The organism is Streptomyces sp. SCSIO 30461 (assembly GCF_037023745.1).
Classification (GTDB): Bacteria; Actinomycetota; Actinomycetes; order Streptomycetales; family Streptomycetaceae; genus Streptomyces.
This window is the reverse complement of record NZ_CP146101.1, coordinates 2,163,558-2,183,116: the sequence shown is the minus strand read 5'-3', so window position 1 is coordinate 2,183,116 and position 19,559 is coordinate 2,163,558. Positions and strand designations below refer to the sequence as shown.

Sequence of the window (19,559 nt, the reverse complement as noted above, 5' to 3'; positions counted from 1 at the left end):
TTCGGCGCGGCACACGTCGTAGCGACCGGCCGTGACTGGCACGGCCGGCCGGACATGCCCGCGCCACCGCTTCCCGGCGGCGCGGACTCAGACGCCCGCGCCGAGAACGGCGTTGACGCGTTGCGGATCACCGCAGACGATCAGTAGCGATCCCGCGCGGTCCAAGGCGGTGGGCAGGGCACGGGCTGCTTCCTCGTCGGTGCCGCCGTTGACGGCGACCACGACCACCGGCCGGGCAGTCGCACGGTCGGCGGAGGCGGCGTCCGCATAGAAGACGTCGTCCCGGGCATCGTGCTGGGCCCAGTAGGCGCCTTCACCGAAGGACAGCTCGTGCTCCGCCCAGGGGTGCTGCTCGCCCGTGGTGAGCACGAGGACGTCCGCCGGCGCACGACCGGAGTCGAGCAGCAGGTCGACCGCCTCGTCCGCGGCGTCGAGCGCACCCGCCGCCGGAGCGGGGATCAGCTGGATCTGCGGCACGGAACGATTCTCTGCCTGGGGCGAAGCAGCCGTGGCGGCCTGGCTCGGGGATCCGTGCGCGCGCGGCACCGACGGTGCGGGCCTTGCCGGGCCGGGGCCCGGACGCCCGGGACGGGGGGATGCCGCGTTACGCGGACCGGGTACGGGACGGGGGGTCGACGCGGTACGGCCGGTGGCCGGTGTCACGCGGGGACCCTGGGCGCTCTCGTGAATCTGAGGCTCCTCGGGGATGAGAGGCATGGGATGATATCTATCAAACGCCGGTGCGCCTGGCAGCGGCGGGTGGGCACATGAGTGCGATCCATGGGGTCGGCCACGCCTCACAGCGCCGCCGACCGGTCCGGTCAGAAGTCGAAGCCGAGTTGGCCCTCACTCTCCAGGACAGCCGCCGCCCCTGCCGGGACGCGGACCTTCTTCAAATGACGCCACCGCGGCAGCCCGTCGAGAAACGCCCAGGACAGCCGGTGGTACCGGGTGGGGCCGCGCTCCTCCAGTGCCGCCTTGTGCACGGGAGAGGGGTAGCCGGCGTTGTCGGCGAATCCGAAGCCTTCGCACACCGGCTCCATCCCGAGTTCGGCCATCATCGCGTCTCTGCGCACCTTGGCGATCACCGAGGCGGCGGCGACCGCCACACAGGACCGGTCGCCCTTGATGACCGTGCGGACGCGCCAGGGCAGCCCGAGGTAGTCGTGCTTGCCATCGAGGATCACCGCGTCGGGACGGACCGGCAGCCCGTCCAGCGCCCGCACGGCGGCGAGCCGGAGCGCCGCGGTCATACCCAGCTCGTCGATCTCCTGCGGACCGGCGTGCCCGAGGGCGTGCGAGGTGACCCACTGCTCCAGTTGCCCAGCCAGCTCCGCACGGCGCTTGGGACTGATCAGTTTGGAGTCGGTGAGACCGGCGGGAGGCCTGCGGAGTCCCGTGATGGCGGCGCAAACCGTGACCGGCCCTGCCCAGGCCCCGCGCCCGACCTCGTCGACTCCCGCGATGATCTTGGCACCGGTGGTGGCCCGGAGCGATCGCTCGACGGTGTGAGTGGGTGGTTCGTACGGCATGGCGCCAGTCAGCGTACGCCGCTCCGACTGGTCGCGACACCCCGGCTGTCGATCTACGGATCACCCAGGGCCGGAGCGAGCCCATGATTCGCTTTCGCGCACGCTGGCGGGGCCTCTCGAATGCGCCGGGATCACCTCGCTGACGAAGCTTTCCATGACGCGTGGCCGTAGCGACCCCGGACTCGATTCCCTTGCCTTACTCCCGAATGACATCGAGCGGGAGTCGCAAGGCGAGCCCGGCGACCCCGTCGGCGAGCGTCTCGCGTAGACACTCGGCAGCGACCTCCCCGTCGCACTCGTGAACCGAGGATCAGGGAACGTTGCCGGACCCAGGCCACAGGTCCGCGCGGGCCGGGCCGCGCCGATCGTGAAGTCGGCGCAGGAGAGCAACGATTGAAGGCGGTGCGGGCGGTCCGGGTGAGCGCCGTCAGTCCATTCCGGTGCCGGGGTCGTATTGGGACTCATCCTCGTACTCGTCGCCGTGCGAGTCGCGTTCGCCCACCGGTGACTGCCGGCGAACGCTGCCCGGGCAATGGGAGGTTCCGGCTTCGACCGGGCGCTCGCTGAGGATCGCCCTGGCCCGGGCCTGGCTCCAGCTGATCGCGTACCACGGGCTGTCCGTCCGCTCCAGGTCGCTGGCGATTCCGGAGAGCGCGCAGGACCGGACGGGTTCGGGCAACCGGTCCAGGGCCGGTACGGCGTCCGCTGACAGGCCCGCCAGATAGCCGACGTCGATCTTCCCGGTCTCCTCGTGACGCTGCACACCGCGCTCGGCGATCAACGCGTCAGGCGAGACGAGCCCGAACGCGAGCACCGCTGCCACGGCGCTGCCCACGATCGCCCGCGGCAGCCAGCGGCCACCCAGGAGTCCCGCTCCGATGATCAGGATGATCACCAGCCCGAGCCACAGCTCCATCGCGGCCACGGAGACCCTCAGCCGGGTCAGCCCGTACGCGTCGACGTAGAGATCCATCCTGCGCAGCGCCGAGGCCACCACCACCAGCGTGAGCAGGCACAGCGTCCCCAGCACACCGCGCACCAGGGCGCGGTCGCGTGAGCCGCCCCGTGGAGCCCAGCGCAGCGCCAGACCGATGACGATGAGCACGAGCTGGGTGGCCCAGAGCAGTTGCCAGAAGCCCTGGCGCGCGTACTCGGCATAGGTCAGTCCGGTCTCCCTCAGCACCTTGTCGTAGCCGCCGAAGAGCACGGCGAGCTGAACCGCTATGAAGGCCGCGAAAAGCAGATTGAGCACCATGAGCGGAACCGCCCACTCGAAACGGCCTCGGGGCTTTCCGGCCCGCACGGCCACCCGGTCCCAGCGGAGCGGGGCAGCCGCCGCACGCGCCATCGCAAGGGCGGTGAACAGGCCCACGACGAAGAGGAAGAACCGCCAGGGGCCGTCGACCAGGGACACATCGGGGATCAGCTCTCCGAGCAGATCCGCGAAAGCGGCGTCCGCACCGGCGAACAGCGCCCCGAACACGACGACCAGGCCCACCGCCACGGCGATGGTGCGGACCACTGGCCCGGAGCGGCCACGCGCTCCGTACCGCTCGCGCACCCCGCGCCAGCCCCAGGCCGTTCCGGTGGCCAGCGAGTCGAACAGACCGGCCGGGGCGAGGAGTACGCCGGACCACCTGCGCCCACCGTGCAGAGCGATCGCACCAGCCGTGATCGCAGACACGACCGCGAGGAAGGAGGGCCAACCGGCGTCCGACAGCGCGGGAACGGCAAGGAGGGCCGACACTCCGACGATCCAGGCCACGGTCCAGGGGCGGGGCCTGCGACCGGCGGCCCGCGCGGAGAAGTAGGCGGCGAGCGCGGCCGGTACGGCCACGATCAGCAGATTCGGCCCGAGCCCATCCCCCAGCAGCAGCGCGCTCAGCAGCGCGGCGGCGAGGACGCACCACAGGGTCGCCGCGCGTATGGGAGCAGGCGCGGCCGGTCGGATGCGCGCGAGCAGCGGCTCGGGACGCCGCACCGGAGGCGGCCAGGGTCGCCCGGGTGGAGGCCAGGCGGCTGCCGGGCCGTGCCCCGTACCGGCCGCGGACCGAGGGCCGGGCGGCCCGGTGGGACCGGCCGGGGCTGCGGCGGGCGTTCGTGCCGAGGCTCCGGAGCCGCTCGGGGCGGCGGTTGCGCCGTCCCCGACCGGCATCCCGGCACCCTTGCGGTCATCCGGCGCCGGTTCGGCTCCAGGCTGCCTGGACGGTACGTCGGACACGGGTCCCCCTCCCGACCGGCACCTCTCCCACCGCGTGGGTGGTACGACGGTCCCGGTACATCACTGACGCCCGACTCTGATGATCAGCTGATCAGCCGGGGTGTGGCCGAAGGGTAACCCTCCGATCAGCCACGACGTCAGACGCGTGGGTCAGCCACTCGCACGCTGTGGCAAGATCGTGACACACCCTGTGCCTCTGTGCTCCCCGGCCGCGGCCGCGTCCGGACCGGTCAAGCCCGGCCCGTGGGGAGCCAGGACGGCAGGGTCTCGGTGCGCTCCAGCCAATGGGCGGGCGGGGCTCCGGACCCGGCCGCGGCGACGATGCCGCCCGCGATGGCGCAGGTCGTGTCCACATCCCCGCCCACCTGGGCGGTTGTCCAGAAAGCCTGCTCGTAGTCGCCGAGTGCACGGGCAGCCGACCAGAGTGCAAACGGCACCGTGTCATGCGCGCTCGTACGGCGCCCGCTGCCCAGGACGGCGGCGACCGTCGCAGCGTCGCCGTAGTCGAGCATGTCGCGCGCTCGGCGCAGCCCGGCACCTACCGCGCTGCGCGGCACGAGGGCCACCACGCCATCGAGCAGGTCGCCGGGGGTGGGCGGCCCGGAAGGCGAGGCGACCAGCGCGGCGGCCGCCGCGACGGCCATGCTGCCCACGACGGCCTCACGGTGCTGGTGCGTCGTGTAGGACGAGATCTCCGCCTGGTGTGTGGCCTGCTCCGGGTCATCGGCGTACCACGCGCCGAGGGGGGCGATCCGCATCGCCGAGCCGTTGCCCCACGATCCCTGGCCGTTGAACAGTGCCGAGGCGAGTTCACGCCAGTCGCCGCCCTCACGGACCAGCCGGAGCATCCGGTTCACAGCGGGCCCGTAGCCGCGGTCGAAATCATGGTGCTCGGCGAACGAACGCGCGAGCGCGTCCTGGTCGACACGCTGGTGCGAGACCAGCACCGCCAGCACGGAGCAGGCCATCTCGGTGTCGTCGGTCCACTGCCACTGCCCGTCCGGCAGTTCGCACCGCTTCAGTAGCGGATAGTTCGAGGGAACGAAGAACTGGGAACCCAGGGCATCTCCGACGGCCAGCCCGCGCAGGCTGGCCAGGGCACGGGCGAAACGCCGATCGGGATCATGAGTGACGGCGGAGTCACCAACGGTAGCGTCGGCATCACCGGCCCTGGCGGCGCCGGAGTCAACGGATGCGGACGCCTCGGCGGAACCGAGGGGGTTGTCAGGGGGGAGGTCAGCGCTCATCGCACGGCCACTCTATCGGGTGGTCCGCATACGACTCGGGAACACACCAGCGCTCGAAGGGCCGGTCCAGTGTGTACCGCCCGTCGTCCCCGAGCAGCAACATCCGCGTCTCGCCGTTGTCCGGGTTGGACAGCGACTCGAATTCCGCGACCGTCCAGTGGAACCACCGCATACAGAACAGCCGCATGGTCAGCCCATGGGTGACGATCAACACGTTGGGCGGATGATCCGGCGCTTCGAAGCTCCGGTAGAGGCTCTCCAGGAACGCTCCCACCCGGTCGTAGACATCGGCGCCCGACTCCCCCTGCGGCAGGCGGTAGAAGAAGTGCCCGTATGCGTCGCGGTAAGCCTTCTGCAGCCGCACATCGTCCCGATCCTGCCAGTTTCCCCAGTCCTGCTCACGCAGCCTGGGCTCCTCTCTGACCCGTACGAGCCTCGGGTCGAGATGGAACGCCTTGTAGGTCTGATGGGTCCTGCGGTAGGGCGAGACATAGACGCTGATCCGGTCGTTACCGAAGAGCTCACGCAGATGCGAACCGGTCTCCTCCGCCTGGCGCCATCCGCGCTCGGTGAGTCGCAGGGCATGGTCGGGCTCACGCTCGTACACGGAGTCGTCGGCGTTTCCCTCCGACTCGCCGTGCCGGACGAGAACGATGCACCGCGGTCGCGCCATACGACAAACACTAGATCGATGGGTACGGCACCGCCGCCGCGCCTGCTGTTCCCGCCCGGCGCCCCGGCGGTCCATCGCCTCAGACCGTCCAGGAAGCCTCGAGTTCCACGACGTCGCCGGTGAGCGCCGCGATGTCCACCTCTGTCTGCGCTCGCAGCGAGAGGCGCTCCACCCGCTCGACGCGGTACTTGCCGTGCTCGGCGGCCGACTGCCACATGGACAGCACCAGGAACTCGTTGCCCGGCGCCTCGCCGAAGAGGCCCCGCACCATTCCCGGCGACCCCGCCATCGCCGGGTTCCACACCTTCTCCTGCATCAGCGAGAAGTGCTCGACCCGGTGCTCGTGCACCCGGCAGTGGGCGACGCGCACCACATCGGCATCCGTGAAGCGGGGCTCGAAGCCCGTCTTCACATCGAAGCGGTAATCGAAGATCTTGGCCTGAGGGTCCTTGAACGTCCCGGACTGCGCCACCGCAAGCCGGTCATGCGAGCGCGCCATGAACGAGTCGTAGAACGCACGCGTCTCCCAGAACGCGAAGACATGGGCGACACCCGGCCGCCTACGACTCCACCCTCCGCCTTGTCCCCGGAATCCCGGCTCACCCAGCAGCCCCGCCCACTTTCGCTGCCCCCGCTCGAACCCCCGACGGTCCACCACGGTGCAGCGAATCCACTTGACCAGCACCGCGCCATCGTACGGCGCCCGACGTGGCGCCGGTCACGTTCCGACGAGACCTCCTCCCAGTGAGCGTGACAACATGGGTTCGTGCAAAGGATGTTGACGTATGGGACGGTCCGGGAAGAAGAAGGGGAATCAGAATGAGCAGCCTCAGCAAGGGCCTCGGCAAGGTCCAGGTGACGCTCAAGTGGGATCCCAGTGCCCTCGGCACGGCGGCCACCGACCTGGATCTCGTGGCGGCGACCTACCGGGCGGACGCGCCACACGGCTCCCCTGCGTATCTGGTGCACTTCGGCAGCCGCTCCCCCGACGGCACCATCACCCTCAACCGGGACAGCAAGACCGGTCAGGGGTTCGGTCCGGACGAGGTCATGACCCTGGAGCTCGATCGCCTCGCCGACGAGTACACGCGGGTCGTGATCGGCGTCGTCATCCAGCAGCACGGCAGCGAGAGGGTGTTCGGTGACATCGCGAACACCGGTGTCCGGATCCTCGACGGGCATGTGGAACTCGCCGCCGACGACCTGTCCGGCGTCCCCGGCGCCACCGCCGCGACGATCGCGGAGTTCACCCGCGACGGCAGCGGCGCATGGCGGCTGCGCACCGCCGTCCGAGGCTTTGTCGCCGGTCCGGCCGAGTTCTCCGATCTGATGGGTGCCGCACACGCCTGAGCTCCCGGCGGCATCACATCTGGGGCAGAATCACACGATGTGATGATCTCCGCGCGGGAACTCAACCGGTCGACTCTGAGCCGTCAACTGCTCCTGGAACGTGCGCCGCTGACCGTACTCGACGGGGTACGGCACGTGGTCGCACTCCAGGCGCAGCACCCGGCTTCGCCCTATGTGGCGCTGTGGAACCGGCTCAGCGGTTTTGACCCGGCCGCCCTGGACGCTCTCTTCACCGCACGCTCGGTGGTCAAGGCCACCCTGATGCGCATCACCCTCCATGCCGTGCACATCGATGACTATCCGGTCTTCCGCGCGGCGATGCAGCCCACGCTGCACGCGGCCAGGCTCGGCACGCGTTTCACCGCCGGAGGGCTGACCCCCGCGGACGCCAACGCGCTGCTCCCGGAACTGCTCGCCTTCACCCACCGACCGCGTACCGCGACCGACATGAGGACATGGCTCGCCGAGCGGGCAGCAGGCGAAGGGGTCCCGGACGCCGTGCGGGCCGCGGACAGCACCTGGTGGGGGCTGAAGGGATACGCTCCGCTGCATCACGTCCCCATGGGTGGGCCTTGGTCATTCGGCCCACGGCCGTCCTTCGTCGCCGCCGGTCCGGAGGCTCCTGCTACGGATCCTGAGGCGGCACGGGGTTCCCTGCCGAGCCTCATCGTGCGATACCTGTCGGGGTTCGGGCCCGCGTCGGTGGCGGACATCGCACAGTTCGCCCTGGTGAAGCGGCCGGCCATCCGGGAGGCGCTGCGCACTCTCGACGATGCCGTCGAAGAGTTCCAGGGACCGGACGGCGCAACGCTGTTCGACCTCCCCGGTGCCTCCAGGCCACCCGCCGAGACACCCGCACCGGCCCGGCTCATGGCGATGTGGGACAGCGTCCTGCTGGCGTACGCCGACCGCAGCCGAGTGATCCCCCCGGCCTACCGCCCGCTGGTGATCCGGCGAAACGGCGACGTACTGCCCACCCTGCTGGTCGATGGATACGTCGCCGGGGTCTGGCGCCAGGTGGACACCGGTATAGAGGCCACCGCCTTCCACACCCTGCCGGACGCCACCTGGGATCGGCTCTCCGCCGAGGCCCGTTCCCTGACCGCGCTGCTCGCGGACCGCGATCCAGCGGTCTACGGCCGATACCACCACTGGTGGGCCGGACTCCCCGAGGCCGAGACCAGGCTGCTGTGACCGGCGGACAGACCGCGTTCCGCCGGTTCGTCGCAGTGGCCTCACGGCTCAGACGCGTTCGAACCAGTGCGTCCGGCCTACGACGGAGAAGCCGCGGCGCTCGTACCAGTGCCGCGGCCAGTCCACCGCGTCGGCGAGCAGGAACCGGGTGCCGCAGCCCGCGTCGGCCGCCAGCCGCAGCGCCGAGCCCAGGACGGCATCGGCATGACCGCGCCGCAGATGCGCCTCCGAGGTGACCAGGTCCTCGATCTGCGCGATGCCCGTGGCCGGGTCCACGTAGAGGTCGGCCCAGGAGGCGACCTCGCCCTCCTCGGTACGGGCACCGATGAAGTGCACGGCATGCGCACCGCGCCGACGCGCCTCGCGCCGGTCGACGAGCTGGCGTACCACCTCGTCCGCGACGTCAGGGAGAAAGCCCCGCCAGCTCCGAGTGAGGGGAGCGCGTAGCGTGTCCAGGTCCACTTCCTCCGCGGTTCCCCCCGGCGGCACCGACCCCGTGTGCAGCATGACCACACCAGTGGAGTGCGCGTATCCGGCGCGGATCAGCGGCCCCGCGCATGCCGTTCCGGCTTCGTCACCGAGGACGGAGATCATCCGGTGCGGCAGATGTCCCAGTGTCTCTTCCGCGATCGCCGGCAGCGCCTCCGGGTCGACGTGCGAGTCGATGACGACCTGGTTGTCCGCATGGGAGTGGGCGAAGGCGTCGTCGTATACGGCGAAGCCACCCGGCACGTCGACGGCATGTGCGGCGCGGCGGCGGGCGAACGCGGACACGAAGGCGTTGATCCGCCGGACTTCTGGGCCGGTCATGGAGCGAGCGTAGGCACCCACGGACCGTCACCGCACCCGAATTGGTCCCCGGTGCGGTCCTGTCCGGGACCAGGGAATCGAGTAGGAGGGACGGGTCGCCCGTCCCTCCTCTCACACCACCGGACATGCGGGCCACGCATCCGGCGGTTCATCAAGCTGATCTCAACCGTTGCCAGGTCGGCTTGAGCATGCGCAGACCAAGACCCTCCCAGTGAGAGTTGGGCAGCGCCCGCTGGAGGACAACCGATCCCGCGATCCGCCAGTAGCCCTTGCTACTGGCCGCCCATTCCCGAGCAGCACGCTCACCGATCCCGAGCGCCCGCAGGTTACGACGTTTGGTCGCGTACCGTTTCCATTCCTTCCAGCGGATCTGCCGCATCCTGCGGTGGAGCCACTTGTCCAGCCCCTGGAACACCTTGGGGGTGTCCGCGAGCTGGAAGTAGCCCATCCAGCCAGTGGTGAAGCGGTTGATCTTCGCGATGCGTTCATCCATCGCGATACTCCACCGGCGAGATGTCAGTTCCTTGATCCGTACCTTCCAGCGCGCGAGCGCCTTCGGGTCGACCCGGATCCTGACCTCCCCGCCCCGGGCGAAGTAGAAGCCGAAGCCCGGCATCGTCATGACGGAAGCTGGGACCACCTTCGACTTGTCCCGGTTGACCTTCAGTTTCAGCCGCCGCTCGACCACGACCGTGACCGAGTCGAGCACTCTCTGAGCGGCTCGCCTGCTCCGCACGAAGATCCGGAGATCGTCGGCACCCCCAGCATCCGCTCACCGCCGCCAGGCTTCGGGATGATCACCTGACGGACCGGCGCCGGCCGGTAGATGCCCGCATCGAGTTCAGCCCTCACTTCGGGCCAGTGCACCGCGACCCACGACCTGAGTTCGGCCGTGGGCATGCCGTCCACTCCGGGAGCACCCCGGTTCACCTCGACACGGTTGAGCGCCACGAGCAGGTTCTCCTTAGAGAGCATCAACTCCCACAAAGAGAGTTCCCGTTCGTGGTGAGCGTCCTCCGTGGAGTGCGCCGACCGGTCACTACGCTCCGTCGACGGCTTCGCCGGGGGCACCGGCTCTTCCCCCCCGTTACCTTCCTCGTGGCTCCGCAATGGGGCTACCGGCCTTCGGGTCCGGCATGACTTCCCCCCCTTGTTGTTGATGATCCGGGGGGTGGTGTCACCGGGCCCGGAGGCATCGACGGACCGCTGATGAGGGGCTTGAGCACCGGCTTCACCCGAGCCGGAAGAGCTCTCCGTAACGTGGATGTGGCAGCTCGGTGCCCAGGCAAGGCCGGACGAAAGCGTGATGGAGGGGCTGGCACGTGATCGACACCGGCGACATCGACGTCTTCCTCGGCCTGGACGTCGGCAAGGGCGAACACCACGCCACCGCCGTCACCCCGGCCGGTAAGAAAGCGTTCGACAAGCGCCTGCCCAACACCGAACCCAAGCTCCGTGAACTGTTCGCGAAACTCCAGGCCAAGCACGGAACGGTGCTGGTCGTGGTCGACCAGCCCGCCTCGATCGGCGCCCTGCCGCTGGCGGTCGCCAGGGACATGGGCTGCCCGGTCGCCTATCTGCCGGGGCTGACGATGCGGCGGATCGCCGACGTCTACCCGGGCGAGGCCAAGACGGACGCCAGGGACGCGTTCATCATCGCCGACGCCGCCCGCGCGATGCCCCACACGCTGCGGGCCATCGACGGCGAGGACGAGACGATCGCCGAACTGGAGATGATCGTCGGCTTCGACGACGACCTGGCCGGGGAAGCGACCCGGGTCGCCAACCGGCTCCACGGCCTGCTCACCCAGATCCATCCGTCGCTGGAACGGGTCCTGGGACCGCGGTTGCAGCATCCAGCCGTCCTCACCCTGCTGGAACGGTTCGGATCCCCGGCCCAAATACGCAAGGCCGGACGCCGACGACTGGTCACGCTGCTGCGGCCGAAGGCGCCACGGATGGCCGAACGGCTGGTCGAGGAGATCTTCGCCGCGCTGGACGAGCAGACCGTGACCGTCCCGGGGACCGAGGCGGCCGCGCTGATCGTCCCGAGCCTGGCCGGATCACTGGCCGCCGTCCTCGACCAGCGCAAGTTGCTGGCCGGGCGGATCGAGGAACTCCTGGAGGACCACCCTCTTTCCAAGGTCCTGACCTCGATGCCGGGCATCGGCGTCAGGACCGGAGCCCGCATCCTGATCGAGGTCGGCGACGGCAGCACCTTCCCCACCGCCGGCCACCTCGCCGCCTACGCCGGACTCGCCCCGGCGACCCGCAGTTCGGGCTCCTCGATCCGCGGCGAACAGCCATCCCGGCGAGGAAACAAGCAGCTCAAACGAGCCTTCTTCCTCTCCGCGTTCGCCGCCCTGGGCGACCCCGCGTCCCGGGCCTACTACGACAAGAAGATCGCCCAGGGCAAGCACCACACCCAGGCCCTGCTCTGCCTCGCAAGGCGCCGGGCCGACGTCCTGTTCGCCATGCTCCGCGACGGAACCTTCTACGAACCTCAACCCGCCAGGTCAGCTTGAATCAGCGAGAGCCTGGCGGGCCTCGGTCCACACCCGCTCGAACTCCTCCGCGGAGATCACGGCCGCCTCGGGCTGGTCCTGCCAACCTTCCATCGGACCTTCGGCAAGGACCCCGAACTGCCGTTCATAGCGGAACATGGCGGCGAGATCGGCATGATCACGCAAGTGCAGCACCTCTTCCAGAGAGGCCGCCGTCACCGGACGCGAGTCCTGCCTCCGGACCTCGACCTGTCGTGCTGCCCAGCCTTCGTCATCGGCCTCGAAATACAGCCACAGATCTTCGTCCTCGTAGTAGGTGCGGAACCACGTCGTCATGCCGCCATCCTGGCCCAGGACCTTGACCGAAGAGATAGGGGCCCCCACGGCACCGCCGAAGCAGTTTTGCTGCGATCACCGTGACCAGCACGAGCAACCACCACATCGTCCGTTCCACTCGATGTTCGGCCCTTCCCAGCCGCCGTACTCATCCCGGCTGGTACTACGGCCTCTGCTGACTTCTGCCCGGTCAGACCGCACCTTCCGATGCAGCCCGTCGGCGCGGCGACACCTCAGCACAACCGACACCCGGACAGATCTCCCCAGGTAAGAACGATCACTGTCCCTGGATCCCCGCCGCGTTTTCGCACTGGCCTTCTTGGTGGAGACGGGCTTCGCCTTCCGCAGCAGACTCACCCGACCAGCACGCCTCATACACGGTTCGTGTTCCTCGGTACCCAGGTCTCGCCTCGGGCTTCCTCCAGACCCCACCTCACGATGACACCCTTGCCTCCGGCTCGGGGTTAGCACCACCTCTTCCCCCAGGGGACTTCCACCCCCAAGCAATCGCCCATGCTGGGCGCACAGCGGGAGAGGGCGCCGGCCTCGGGCCGGCACCCTCTCGGACGCTCAAAGACGCGTCAGCCGCGGTTCCCCTCGACTTCCCGCGATATCAGCTGCAGCCGCTGGTCGAGCCGCAGCCCTCGCAGATGTAGCAGGAACCGGCCCGCTGCATCTTCGTACCGCAGGAGAAGCACAGCGGGGCGTCCGCGCTGATGCCGAGCTGCATCTCGACCAGTTCCGCCGAGGTGTGCGCCTGCTTGGGGGCGGGGACCTCGGCCTTCGGGGTGGCCACAGCCTTCAGGGGCTCCTGCCGGCGCGGGGCGGACTGGGCCAGGCCCTCGACGTCGACCTCGGACTCGTCGATGGACTGCTCGTACGAACCCGTCTCCAGGTGACGCTGGCGCTCCTCCGCGGAGTGGATGCCGAGTGCCGAGCGGGTCTCGAAAGGCAGGAAGTCGAGCGCCAGGCGGCGGAAGATGTAGTCGACGATCGACTGCGCCATCCGCACATCCGGGTCGTCCGTCATGCCCGCCGGCTCGAAACGCATGTTGGTGAACTTGGAGACATAGGTCTCCAGCGGCACGCCGTACTGGAGGCCGACCGAGACGGCGATCGAGAAGGCGTCCATCATTCCGGCGAGGGTCGAGCCCTGCTTGGACATCTTCAGGAACACCTCGCCGAGACCGTCGTCCGGGTAGGAGTTCGCGGTCATGTAGCCCTCGGCGCCACCGACGGTGAAGGAGGTGGTGATGCCGGGACGGCCCTTGGGAAGGCGCTTGCGGACCGGGCGGTACTCGACGACCTTCTCGACCGCGGTGCGGATGGTCTCCTCGGCCTTCTCGGTGATCGCCTTCTTCTCCTCCTTCTTCTTCGCGGAGAGGGGCTGACCGACCTTGCAGTTGTCGCGGTAGATCGCGAGCGCCTTGACGCCCAGCTTCCACGCCTCGAAGTAGATCTCCTCGACCTCTTCGACGGTCGCCGACTCCGGCATGTTGACCGTCTTGGAGAGCGCGCCGGAGATCCAGGGCTGGATCGCGGCCATCATGCGGACGTGGCCCATCGCGGAGATGGAGCGCTCGCCCATGGCGCAGTCGAAGACCTCGTAGTGCCCGGACTTCAGGCCCGGAGCATCGATCACGTTCCCGTGCTCGGCGATGTGGGCGACGATGGCCTCGATCTGCTCCGGCTGGTAGCCGAGCCGGCGCAGGGCCTGCGGCACGGTGCCGTTGACGATCTGCATCGAGCCGCCGCCGACCAGCTTCTTGAACTTGACCAGCGCAAGATCGGGCTCAAGGCCGGTGGTGTCGCAGGACATCGCCAGACCGATGGTGCCGGTCGGGGCGATCACGGAGGCCTGGGAGTTGCGGAAGCCGTTCTTCGCGCCGAGGCGGACCACGTCTTGCCAGGCCTCGGTCGCCGCGGCCCAGATCGGGGTGTCCAGATCGTCCATGCGGACGGCCGTGGTGTTGGCGGCGGCGTGCTGCTTCATCACCCGCTGGTGCGGCTCGGCGTTGCGGGCGTAGCCGTCGTACGGCCCGACGACCGCGGCGAGCTCGGCCGAACGGCGGTAGGACGCGCCGGACATCAGCGAGGTGATGGCACCGGCCAGGGCACGGCCGCCGTCGGAGTCGTAGGCGTGGCCGGTGGCCATCAGCAGCGCGCCGAGGTTCGCGTAGCCGATACCGAGCTGGCGGAAGGCGCGGGTGTTCTCACCGATCTTCCGGGTGGGGAAGTCGGCGAAGCAGATGGAGATGTCCATCGCCGTGATGACGAGCTCGACCACCTTGGTGAAGCGGTCGATGTCGAAGGACTGGTTGCCCTCTCCGTCGTCCTTGAGGAACTTCATCAGGTTCAGCGAGGCCAGGTTGCAGGACGTGTTGTCCAGGTGCATGTACTCACTGCACGGGTTCGAGCCGTTGATCCGGCCCGACTCGGGGCAGGTGTGCCAGTGGTTGATGGTGTCGTCGTACTGGATGCCCGGGTCGGCACAGGCCCAGGCGGCCTCCGCCATCTTGCGGAAGAGGGACTTGGCGTCGACCTCCTCGATCACCTCACCGGTCATCCGGGCGCGCAGCCCGAACTTCCCGCCGGCCTCGACGGCCTTCATGAACTCGTCGTTCACACGGACCGAGTTGTTGGCGTTCTGGTACTGGACCGAGGTGATGTCGTCACCGCCGAGGTCCATGTCGAAGCCCGCGTCGCGCAGCGCGCGGATCTTCTCCTCTTCCTTGACCTTGGTCTCGATGAAGCCCTCGATGTCGGGGTGGTCGACGTCCAGGATGACCATCTTGGCGGCTCGGCGGGTGGCGCCTCCGGACTTGATCGTTCCCGCGGAGGCGTCGGCGCCGCGCATGAAGGAGACCGGACCGGAGGCGTTGCCGCCGGAGGACAGCAGCTCCTTGGAGGAGCGGATCCGGGAGAGGTTCAGCCCGGCACCCGAGCCGCCCTTGAAGATCATGCCCTCTTCCTTGTACCAGTCGAGGATCGACTCCATGGAGTCGTCGACGGACAGGATGAAGCAGGCGGAGACCTGCTGGGGCTGGGGCGTGCCGACGTTGAACCACACCGGCGAGTTGAAGCTGAAGATCTGGTGCAGGAGGGCGTGGGCGAGCTCGTGCTCGAAGATCTCCGCGTCGGCAGGCGAGGAGAAGTAGCTGTAGTCCTCACCGGCCTTGCGGTACGTCTTCACGATGCGGTCGATGAGCTGCCTGAGGCTCACCTCGCGCTGCGGAGTGCCGACCGCACCCCGGAAGTACTTGCTGGTGACGATGTTGACCGCGTTCACCGACCAGAAGTCGGGGAACTCGACGCCGCGCTGCTCGAAGTTGACCGAGCCGTCGCGCCAGTTGGTCATGACGACGTCGCGGCGCTCCCACACGACCTCGTCGTACGGATGCACGCCGGGAGTGGTGTGGATGCGCTCGATACGCAGACCCTGCCGGGCCGCCGCGGCCTTGCCGCCCTTGGCTCGGGAACCCCGTGCCGGGCCGCTCGTCGTCTCTGTCATGCCGCCTCCCATATACGGGCGAAAACGCCCTGAAGTGCCCAGATCTTCCCGTGGCACAGTTTCTGTCTGATGCCATGGGCGCCGCGCCGCGCACGGCGTCCATGGCAGGTCTTTGCCGCTCCCGCGGCCGGTCGCCGCCCTTCCCTCGGGCCGCCGCGATCAGTCAGCGGCGGCGGTGGGCACCGGGCCCACCGCATGGGGTACGGGCACACCGGGCCCGCGCTCCCGCGCGGACGGCCGCTGCCCGCGGAGCTCGGCGATGGCGGCCTCGAAGTCTTCGAGCGAGTCGAACGCTCGGTAAACGGACGCGAAGCGCAGGTATGCGACCAGGTCGAGTTCCTGCAAGGGGCCGAGTATGGCCAGTCCCACGTCGTGGGTGGTCAGCTCGGCACTGCCGGTGGCGCGCACCGCTTCCTCGACACGCTGGCCGAGCTGGGCGAGGGCGTCCTCGGTAACCGGCCGCCCCTGGCACGCTTTGCGCACACCGGAGATGACCTTGGTACGGCTGAAGGGTTCGGTCACCCCGCTGCGCTTGATCACCATCAGCGAGGCGGTCTCCACCGTCGTGAAACGACGGGAGCAGTCGGGGCACTGGCGGCGACGCCGGATCGACGTGCCGTCGTCGGTGGTCCTGCTGTCGACGACACGGCTGTCCGGGTGCCTGCAGAAGGGGCAGTGCATGGCTCCCAACCCTCCTTCACGACACGACCGAATAGCCCCGACAGGAGGTGTCCACCCCCTCGAAGCAGCCACAAGCATAGGCGATCTCCCAGGGCTCGAATCACCCGGGACCACAACTTGTGGGTGGCGACCCCAATCCAACCACTAGATCTGGGGTTTGACCGCCTTTCCCCTGAGAGCGCGTGTCGCACAGAGGAGACATCGCGCACGGCGGGGCAAAAGGGCATACGGACCGAGCCGGGAGACCACCGGCCGCCGCTCAGGAGAAGAGGCGCGCCACTCGTAGACAGCCCGCCGGAGACGAGCCTACGGGAGTCGCGCGTCTCCCCGGTTTCCGGGCACGCGGATGACACACTGGAAGCACATCCGGATCCCGCGCGACCGCAACCAAGCCGCGGCGCCCGACATCCATACACCCGGACACGTGTACAGGTACGGTCAATCGCGTTTTTTCACTCGAACGTGTGTTTGGCGCAACCTTTCGAAAGCAACTACCGTTGTCCAGCTAGGGAGACCATTTCGAGAGGGGCCGACGTGACCACCACCGCAGACAGTGCCACCATCACTGCCCAGGACCGCTCCCAGAACCGATTCGAGCCGGTGCATGCCATGAACGACGCAGCCACGCCTCCCGAAGGGGCGGACCCCTCGCGACCCACGCGCTCGCTGCCCGGCCGACCTCCGGGCATCCGCGCGGACAGCACGGGCCTCACGGACCGGCAGCGGCGGGTCATCGAGGTGATCCGTGACTCCGTGCAGCGTCGTGGTTACCCGCCGTCGATGCGGGAGATCGGCCAGGCGGTAGGACTGTCCAGCACCTCGTCGGTCGCCCACCAGCTGATGGCTCTGGAGCGCAAGGGCTTCCTTCGCCGCGACCCGCACCGCCCCCGGGCCTACGAGGTGCGCGGCTCCGACCAGCCCGCCGCACAGACCACGGACACCAGCGGCAAGCCGGCCGCCTCCTACGTGCCGCTCGTCGGCCGGATCGCCGCCGGTGGCCCGATCCTCGCTGAAGAGTCCGTCGAGGATGTCTTCCCCCTCCCCCGGCAGCTCGTCGGCGACGGTGAACTGTTCGTTCTGAAGGTCGTCGGCGACTCGATGATCGAAGCCGCGATCTGTGACGGTGACTGGGTGACGGTGCGCCGTCAGCCGGTCGCGGAGAACGGCGACATCGTCGCCGCGATGCTGGACGGCGAGGCCACGGTCAAGCGCTTCAAGCGCGAGGACGGGCACGTCTGGCTGCTTCCGCACAATGCGGCGTACCAGCCGATTCCTGGTGACGAGGCCACGATTCTCGGCAAGGTGGTGGCGGTGCTTCGGCGAGTGTGACCCCACTCGCCGACTCTGACCGGCCCCGGGACCCACTGCGCCGGTCCCGGGGCCCAATCGTGTCGGTCCCTGCCTCAGGCAGGGACCGCTTCGTCTTCATCCGGTCGCGCCAGCGGTGGGGCGCTCAGCCGGTACCCGCCCTCAGCGCCCCTCGGCCTTCGCTGTCGCGTCGATGGCGGCCAGTGAGCGACGCACCTGGTTGCGGTCCGTGGTGTACCAGAAGTCGGGCAGGGAAGCCTTGAGATAGCTTCCGTACCGCGCCGTGGCAAGCCGCTGGTCGAGTACCGCGACCACACCCTTGTCCCCCGTGGCCCGGACGAGGCGGCCGGCCCCCTGTGCCATCAGCAGTGCCGCATGGGTCGCGGCGACGGCCATGAACCCGTTCCCCCCTGCGTCCTCCACCGCTTTCTGGCGCGCGCTCATCAGCGGATCGTCCGGGCGCGGGAACGGGATCTTGTCCATTACCACCAACTGGCAGCTCGGACCCGGCACATCGACCCCTTGCCAGAGGGACAGCGTGCCGAACAGACACGTCCCGGGGTCGGCCGCGAAGTTCTTGATCAGCTCGCCAAGTGTCTCCTCGCCCTGGAGCAGGATCGGAAACTCCGGAATGCGGGAACGCAGCTCCTCGGCCGCGAGCTGGGCGGCACGCATCGAGGAGAACAGGCCGAGCGTGCGGCCCCCGGCTGCCTGGATCAGCTCGGTGAGTTCATCGAGCATGTCCTCCCGGCCGCCATCACGCACGGGGCGGGACAGATGCTTGGCGACATAGAGGATCCCCTGCTTGGGATAGTCGAACGGCGACCCTACGTCGATGCCTTTCCAGACGGGCAAATCGTCGCCTTCGACGCCCTCGGGCGCCAACCCGAGCGAGGCGCCCACGCCGTTGAAGTCTCCGCCAAGCCTGAGCGTCGCCGAGGTGAGGACGACGGAGCGGTCCGCGAAGAGCTTCTCGCGGAGCAGCCCGGAGACAGTGAGCGGTGCCACGCGCAGGGAGGCACCGAAGCGGTCGTGCCGTTCGTACCAGACGACGTCGTACTCAGAACCGAGGGTAATGCGCTCCGCGACGTCGTGCACGGACTCGACCGAGGCGAGCGCCTGCTTGCGCACGGCGTCCTCGTCCTGCACCGCCTTGTCACGGGTGGACCCGATGGCGGAGATGACCGTGCGGGCCGCGTCACGCAGAGCCATCAGCGCATAGCCGAGGTCTTCGGGGATCTCCTCGAGTCGACCGGGCAGCGCGAGCTCCATCAGCCGTTCGAAGCCCTCGGCGGCGGTCTGCAACTGGTCGGCGGCCTTTTCGTCGACCAGCTTGGCGGCTCTGCGTACCGCGCGGTTGACCTGACCGGGGGTGAGCTCGCCCGTGGCCACACCGGTCACCCGGGACACCAACTCATGTGCCTCGTCGACGATCAGCACTTCGTGCGAAGGCAGCACGGGAGCACCCTCGATCGCGTCGATGGCGAGAAGCGCGTGGTTCGTCACCACGACTTCGGCGAGCTTGGCCCGCTCCCTGGCCATCTCGGCGAAGCACTCGGCCCCGTACGCGCACTTCGAGGCCCCCAGGCACTCCCGGGACGACACGGAGACCTGGGACCACGCGCGGTCGGACACGCCCGGCGTGAGGTCGTCGCGATCACCGGTCTCCGTCTCGTCCGCCCAGTCACGCAGCCTTAGCAGATCCTGGCCCAGCTTGCTGGTGGGAGCGGCGGCCTCGAACGGGTCGAAGAGCCCGTCCTCCTCTTCCTGGGGCACGCCCTCGTGCAGCCGGTGCAGACACAGGTAGTTGGACCGGCCCTTGAGCATGGCGAAGTCCGGACGCCGTCGCAGCAGCGGGTGCAGCGCGTCCACCGTCCTGGGCAGATCGCGCTCCACGAGCTGGCGCTGGAGCGCGAGTGTCGCGGTGGCCACCACCACACGCTCCCCCTGTGCCAGGGCCGGCACCAGATAGCCGAGGGACTTTCCGGTGCCGGTGCCGGCCTGGACGAGCAGATGGGAGCCGTCGTCGACGGCAGCGGCCACGGACTCGGCCATCGTGACCTGGCCAGGCCGCTCGACCCCGCCGACAGCGGTGACCGCGGCGTGGAGGAGCTCGGGGAGGGAGGGTTTCGTCATAGACCGTCCACCCTACGGTGCGCCACTGACAGCGCGGGAACATACCGGCACGGCCA

General features: G+C 69.0%; 16 protein-coding genes. 4 read left to right on the top strand and 12 right to left on the bottom strand.

From position 1 onward, the window contains the following. Positions 1–87: 87 nt before the first annotated feature. The 6 genes from V1460_RS09825 to V1460_RS09800 all read right to left on the bottom strand — a co-directional run bounded on the left by V1460_RS09825 (position 88) and on the right by V1460_RS09800 (position 6,358). Complete coding sequence (locus tag V1460_RS09825; protein ID WP_338673356.1) at positions 88–717, bottom strand: hypothetical protein; 630 nt, start codon at positions 715–717, stop codon at positions 88–90. 104 nt (positions 718–821) lie between these two features. Beyond that, positions 822–1,532, bottom strand: a complete 711-nt coding sequence (locus V1460_RS09820) for a ribonuclease HII (protein ID WP_338673355.1) — start codon at positions 1,530–1,532, stop codon at positions 822–824. Between the two features lie 427 nt (positions 1,533–1,959). Next, complete coding sequence (locus V1460_RS09815) at positions 1,960–3,687, bottom strand: DUF4173 domain-containing protein (protein WP_338677989.1); 1,728 nt, start codon at positions 3,685–3,687, stop codon at positions 1,960–1,962. 296 nt (positions 3,688–3,983) lie between these two features. Continuing rightward, complete coding sequence (locus tag V1460_RS09810) at positions 3,984–5,000, bottom strand: ADP-ribosylglycohydrolase family protein (RefSeq protein WP_338673354.1); 1,017 nt, start codon at positions 4,998–5,000, stop codon at positions 3,984–3,986. Continuing rightward, positions 4,990–5,673: a histidine phosphatase family protein gene (locus V1460_RS09805; protein ID WP_338673353.1), complete on the bottom strand. Its 684-nt coding sequence runs from the start codon at positions 5,671–5,673 to the stop codon at positions 4,990–4,992. Before V1460_RS09805 ends, V1460_RS09810 begins: the two co-directional genes overlap by 11 nt. 79 nt (positions 5,674–5,752) lie before the next feature. Next, on the bottom strand, positions 5,753–6,358 hold the full coding sequence (locus tag V1460_RS09800; protein WP_338673352.1) for a YdbC family protein: 606 nt from the start codon (positions 6,356–6,358) through the stop codon (positions 5,753–5,755). 134 nt (positions 6,359–6,492) lie between these two features. On the opposite strand from V1460_RS09800, the gene V1460_RS09795 reads away from it, so the two are divergent. Together V1460_RS09795 and V1460_RS09790 are read left to right on the top strand one after the other, a co-directional pair. Continuing rightward, positions 6,493–7,023 (top strand): TerD family protein, encoded by a 531-nt coding sequence (locus V1460_RS09795; protein WP_338673351.1) that lies wholly within the window; start codon positions 6,493–6,495, stop codon positions 7,021–7,023. A 42-nt stretch (positions 7,024–7,065) separates the two neighbouring features. Next, positions 7,066–8,217, top strand: coding sequence for a winged helix DNA-binding domain-containing protein (locus V1460_RS09790; RefSeq protein ID WP_407077602.1), 1,152 nt, complete (start codon positions 7,066–7,068; stop codon positions 8,215–8,217). 48 nt (positions 8,218–8,265) lie between these two features. On the opposite strand, the gene V1460_RS09785 is transcribed toward V1460_RS09790, so the two are convergent. Together V1460_RS09785 and V1460_RS09780 are read right to left on the bottom strand one after the other, a co-directional pair. Next, positions 8,266–9,027, bottom strand: coding sequence for a GNAT family N-acetyltransferase (locus V1460_RS09785; RefSeq protein ID WP_338673349.1), 762 nt, complete (start codon positions 9,025–9,027; stop codon positions 8,266–8,268). Positions 9,028–9,178: 151 nt separating this feature from the next. Beyond that, a complete protein-coding gene (locus V1460_RS09780) occupies positions 9,179–9,736 on the bottom strand; it encodes a group II intron maturase-specific domain-containing protein (protein WP_338673348.1) in 558 nt (185 codons plus the stop codon). A 613-nt stretch (positions 9,737–10,349) separates the two neighbouring features. Between V1460_RS09780 and V1460_RS09775 the strand changes: the two genes are divergently transcribed. Further along, positions 10,350–11,552, top strand: coding sequence for an IS110 family transposase (locus V1460_RS09775; RefSeq protein ID WP_407077428.1), 1,203 nt, complete (start codon positions 10,350–10,352; stop codon positions 11,550–11,552). On the opposite strand, the gene V1460_RS09770 is transcribed toward V1460_RS09775, so the two are convergent. The 3 genes from V1460_RS09770 to nrdR form a co-directional block, all read right to left on the bottom strand. Further along, the gene (locus V1460_RS09770; RefSeq protein ID WP_338673347.1) at positions 11,544–11,867 is read right to left on the bottom strand and encodes a hypothetical protein; all 324 of its coding nucleotides are present in this window, start codon (positions 11,865–11,867) and stop codon (positions 11,544–11,546) included. The two genes, V1460_RS09775 and V1460_RS09770, sit on opposite strands and share 9 nt — an antisense overlap. Before the next feature lie 613 nt (positions 11,868–12,480). Continuing rightward, on the bottom strand, positions 12,481–15,378 hold the full coding sequence (locus V1460_RS09765) for a vitamin B12-dependent ribonucleotide reductase (protein WP_338673346.1): 2,898 nt from the start codon (positions 15,376–15,378) through the stop codon (positions 12,481–12,483). A gap of 159 nt (positions 15,379–15,537) precedes the next feature. Further along, positions 15,538–16,059: a transcriptional regulator NrdR gene (gene nrdR, locus V1460_RS09760; protein WP_338673345.1), complete on the bottom strand. Its 522-nt coding sequence runs from the start codon at positions 16,057–16,059 to the stop codon at positions 15,538–15,540. Positions 16,060–16,593: 534 nt separating this feature from the next. Here nrdR and lexA point away from each other — a divergent pair. Beyond that, the gene (gene lexA, locus V1460_RS09755) at positions 16,594–17,388 is read left to right on the top strand and encodes a transcriptional repressor LexA (protein WP_338673344.1); all 795 of its coding nucleotides are present in this window, start codon (positions 16,594–16,596) and stop codon (positions 17,386–17,388) included. Between the two features lie 141 nt (positions 17,389–17,529). Here the strand turns inward: lexA and V1460_RS09750 are convergent, their stop codons facing one another. Continuing rightward, complete coding sequence (locus V1460_RS09750; protein WP_338673343.1) at positions 17,530–19,503, bottom strand: ATP-dependent DNA helicase; 1,974 nt, start codon at positions 19,501–19,503, stop codon at positions 17,530–17,532. Between the last annotated feature and the right edge of the window lie 56 nt (positions 19,504–19,559).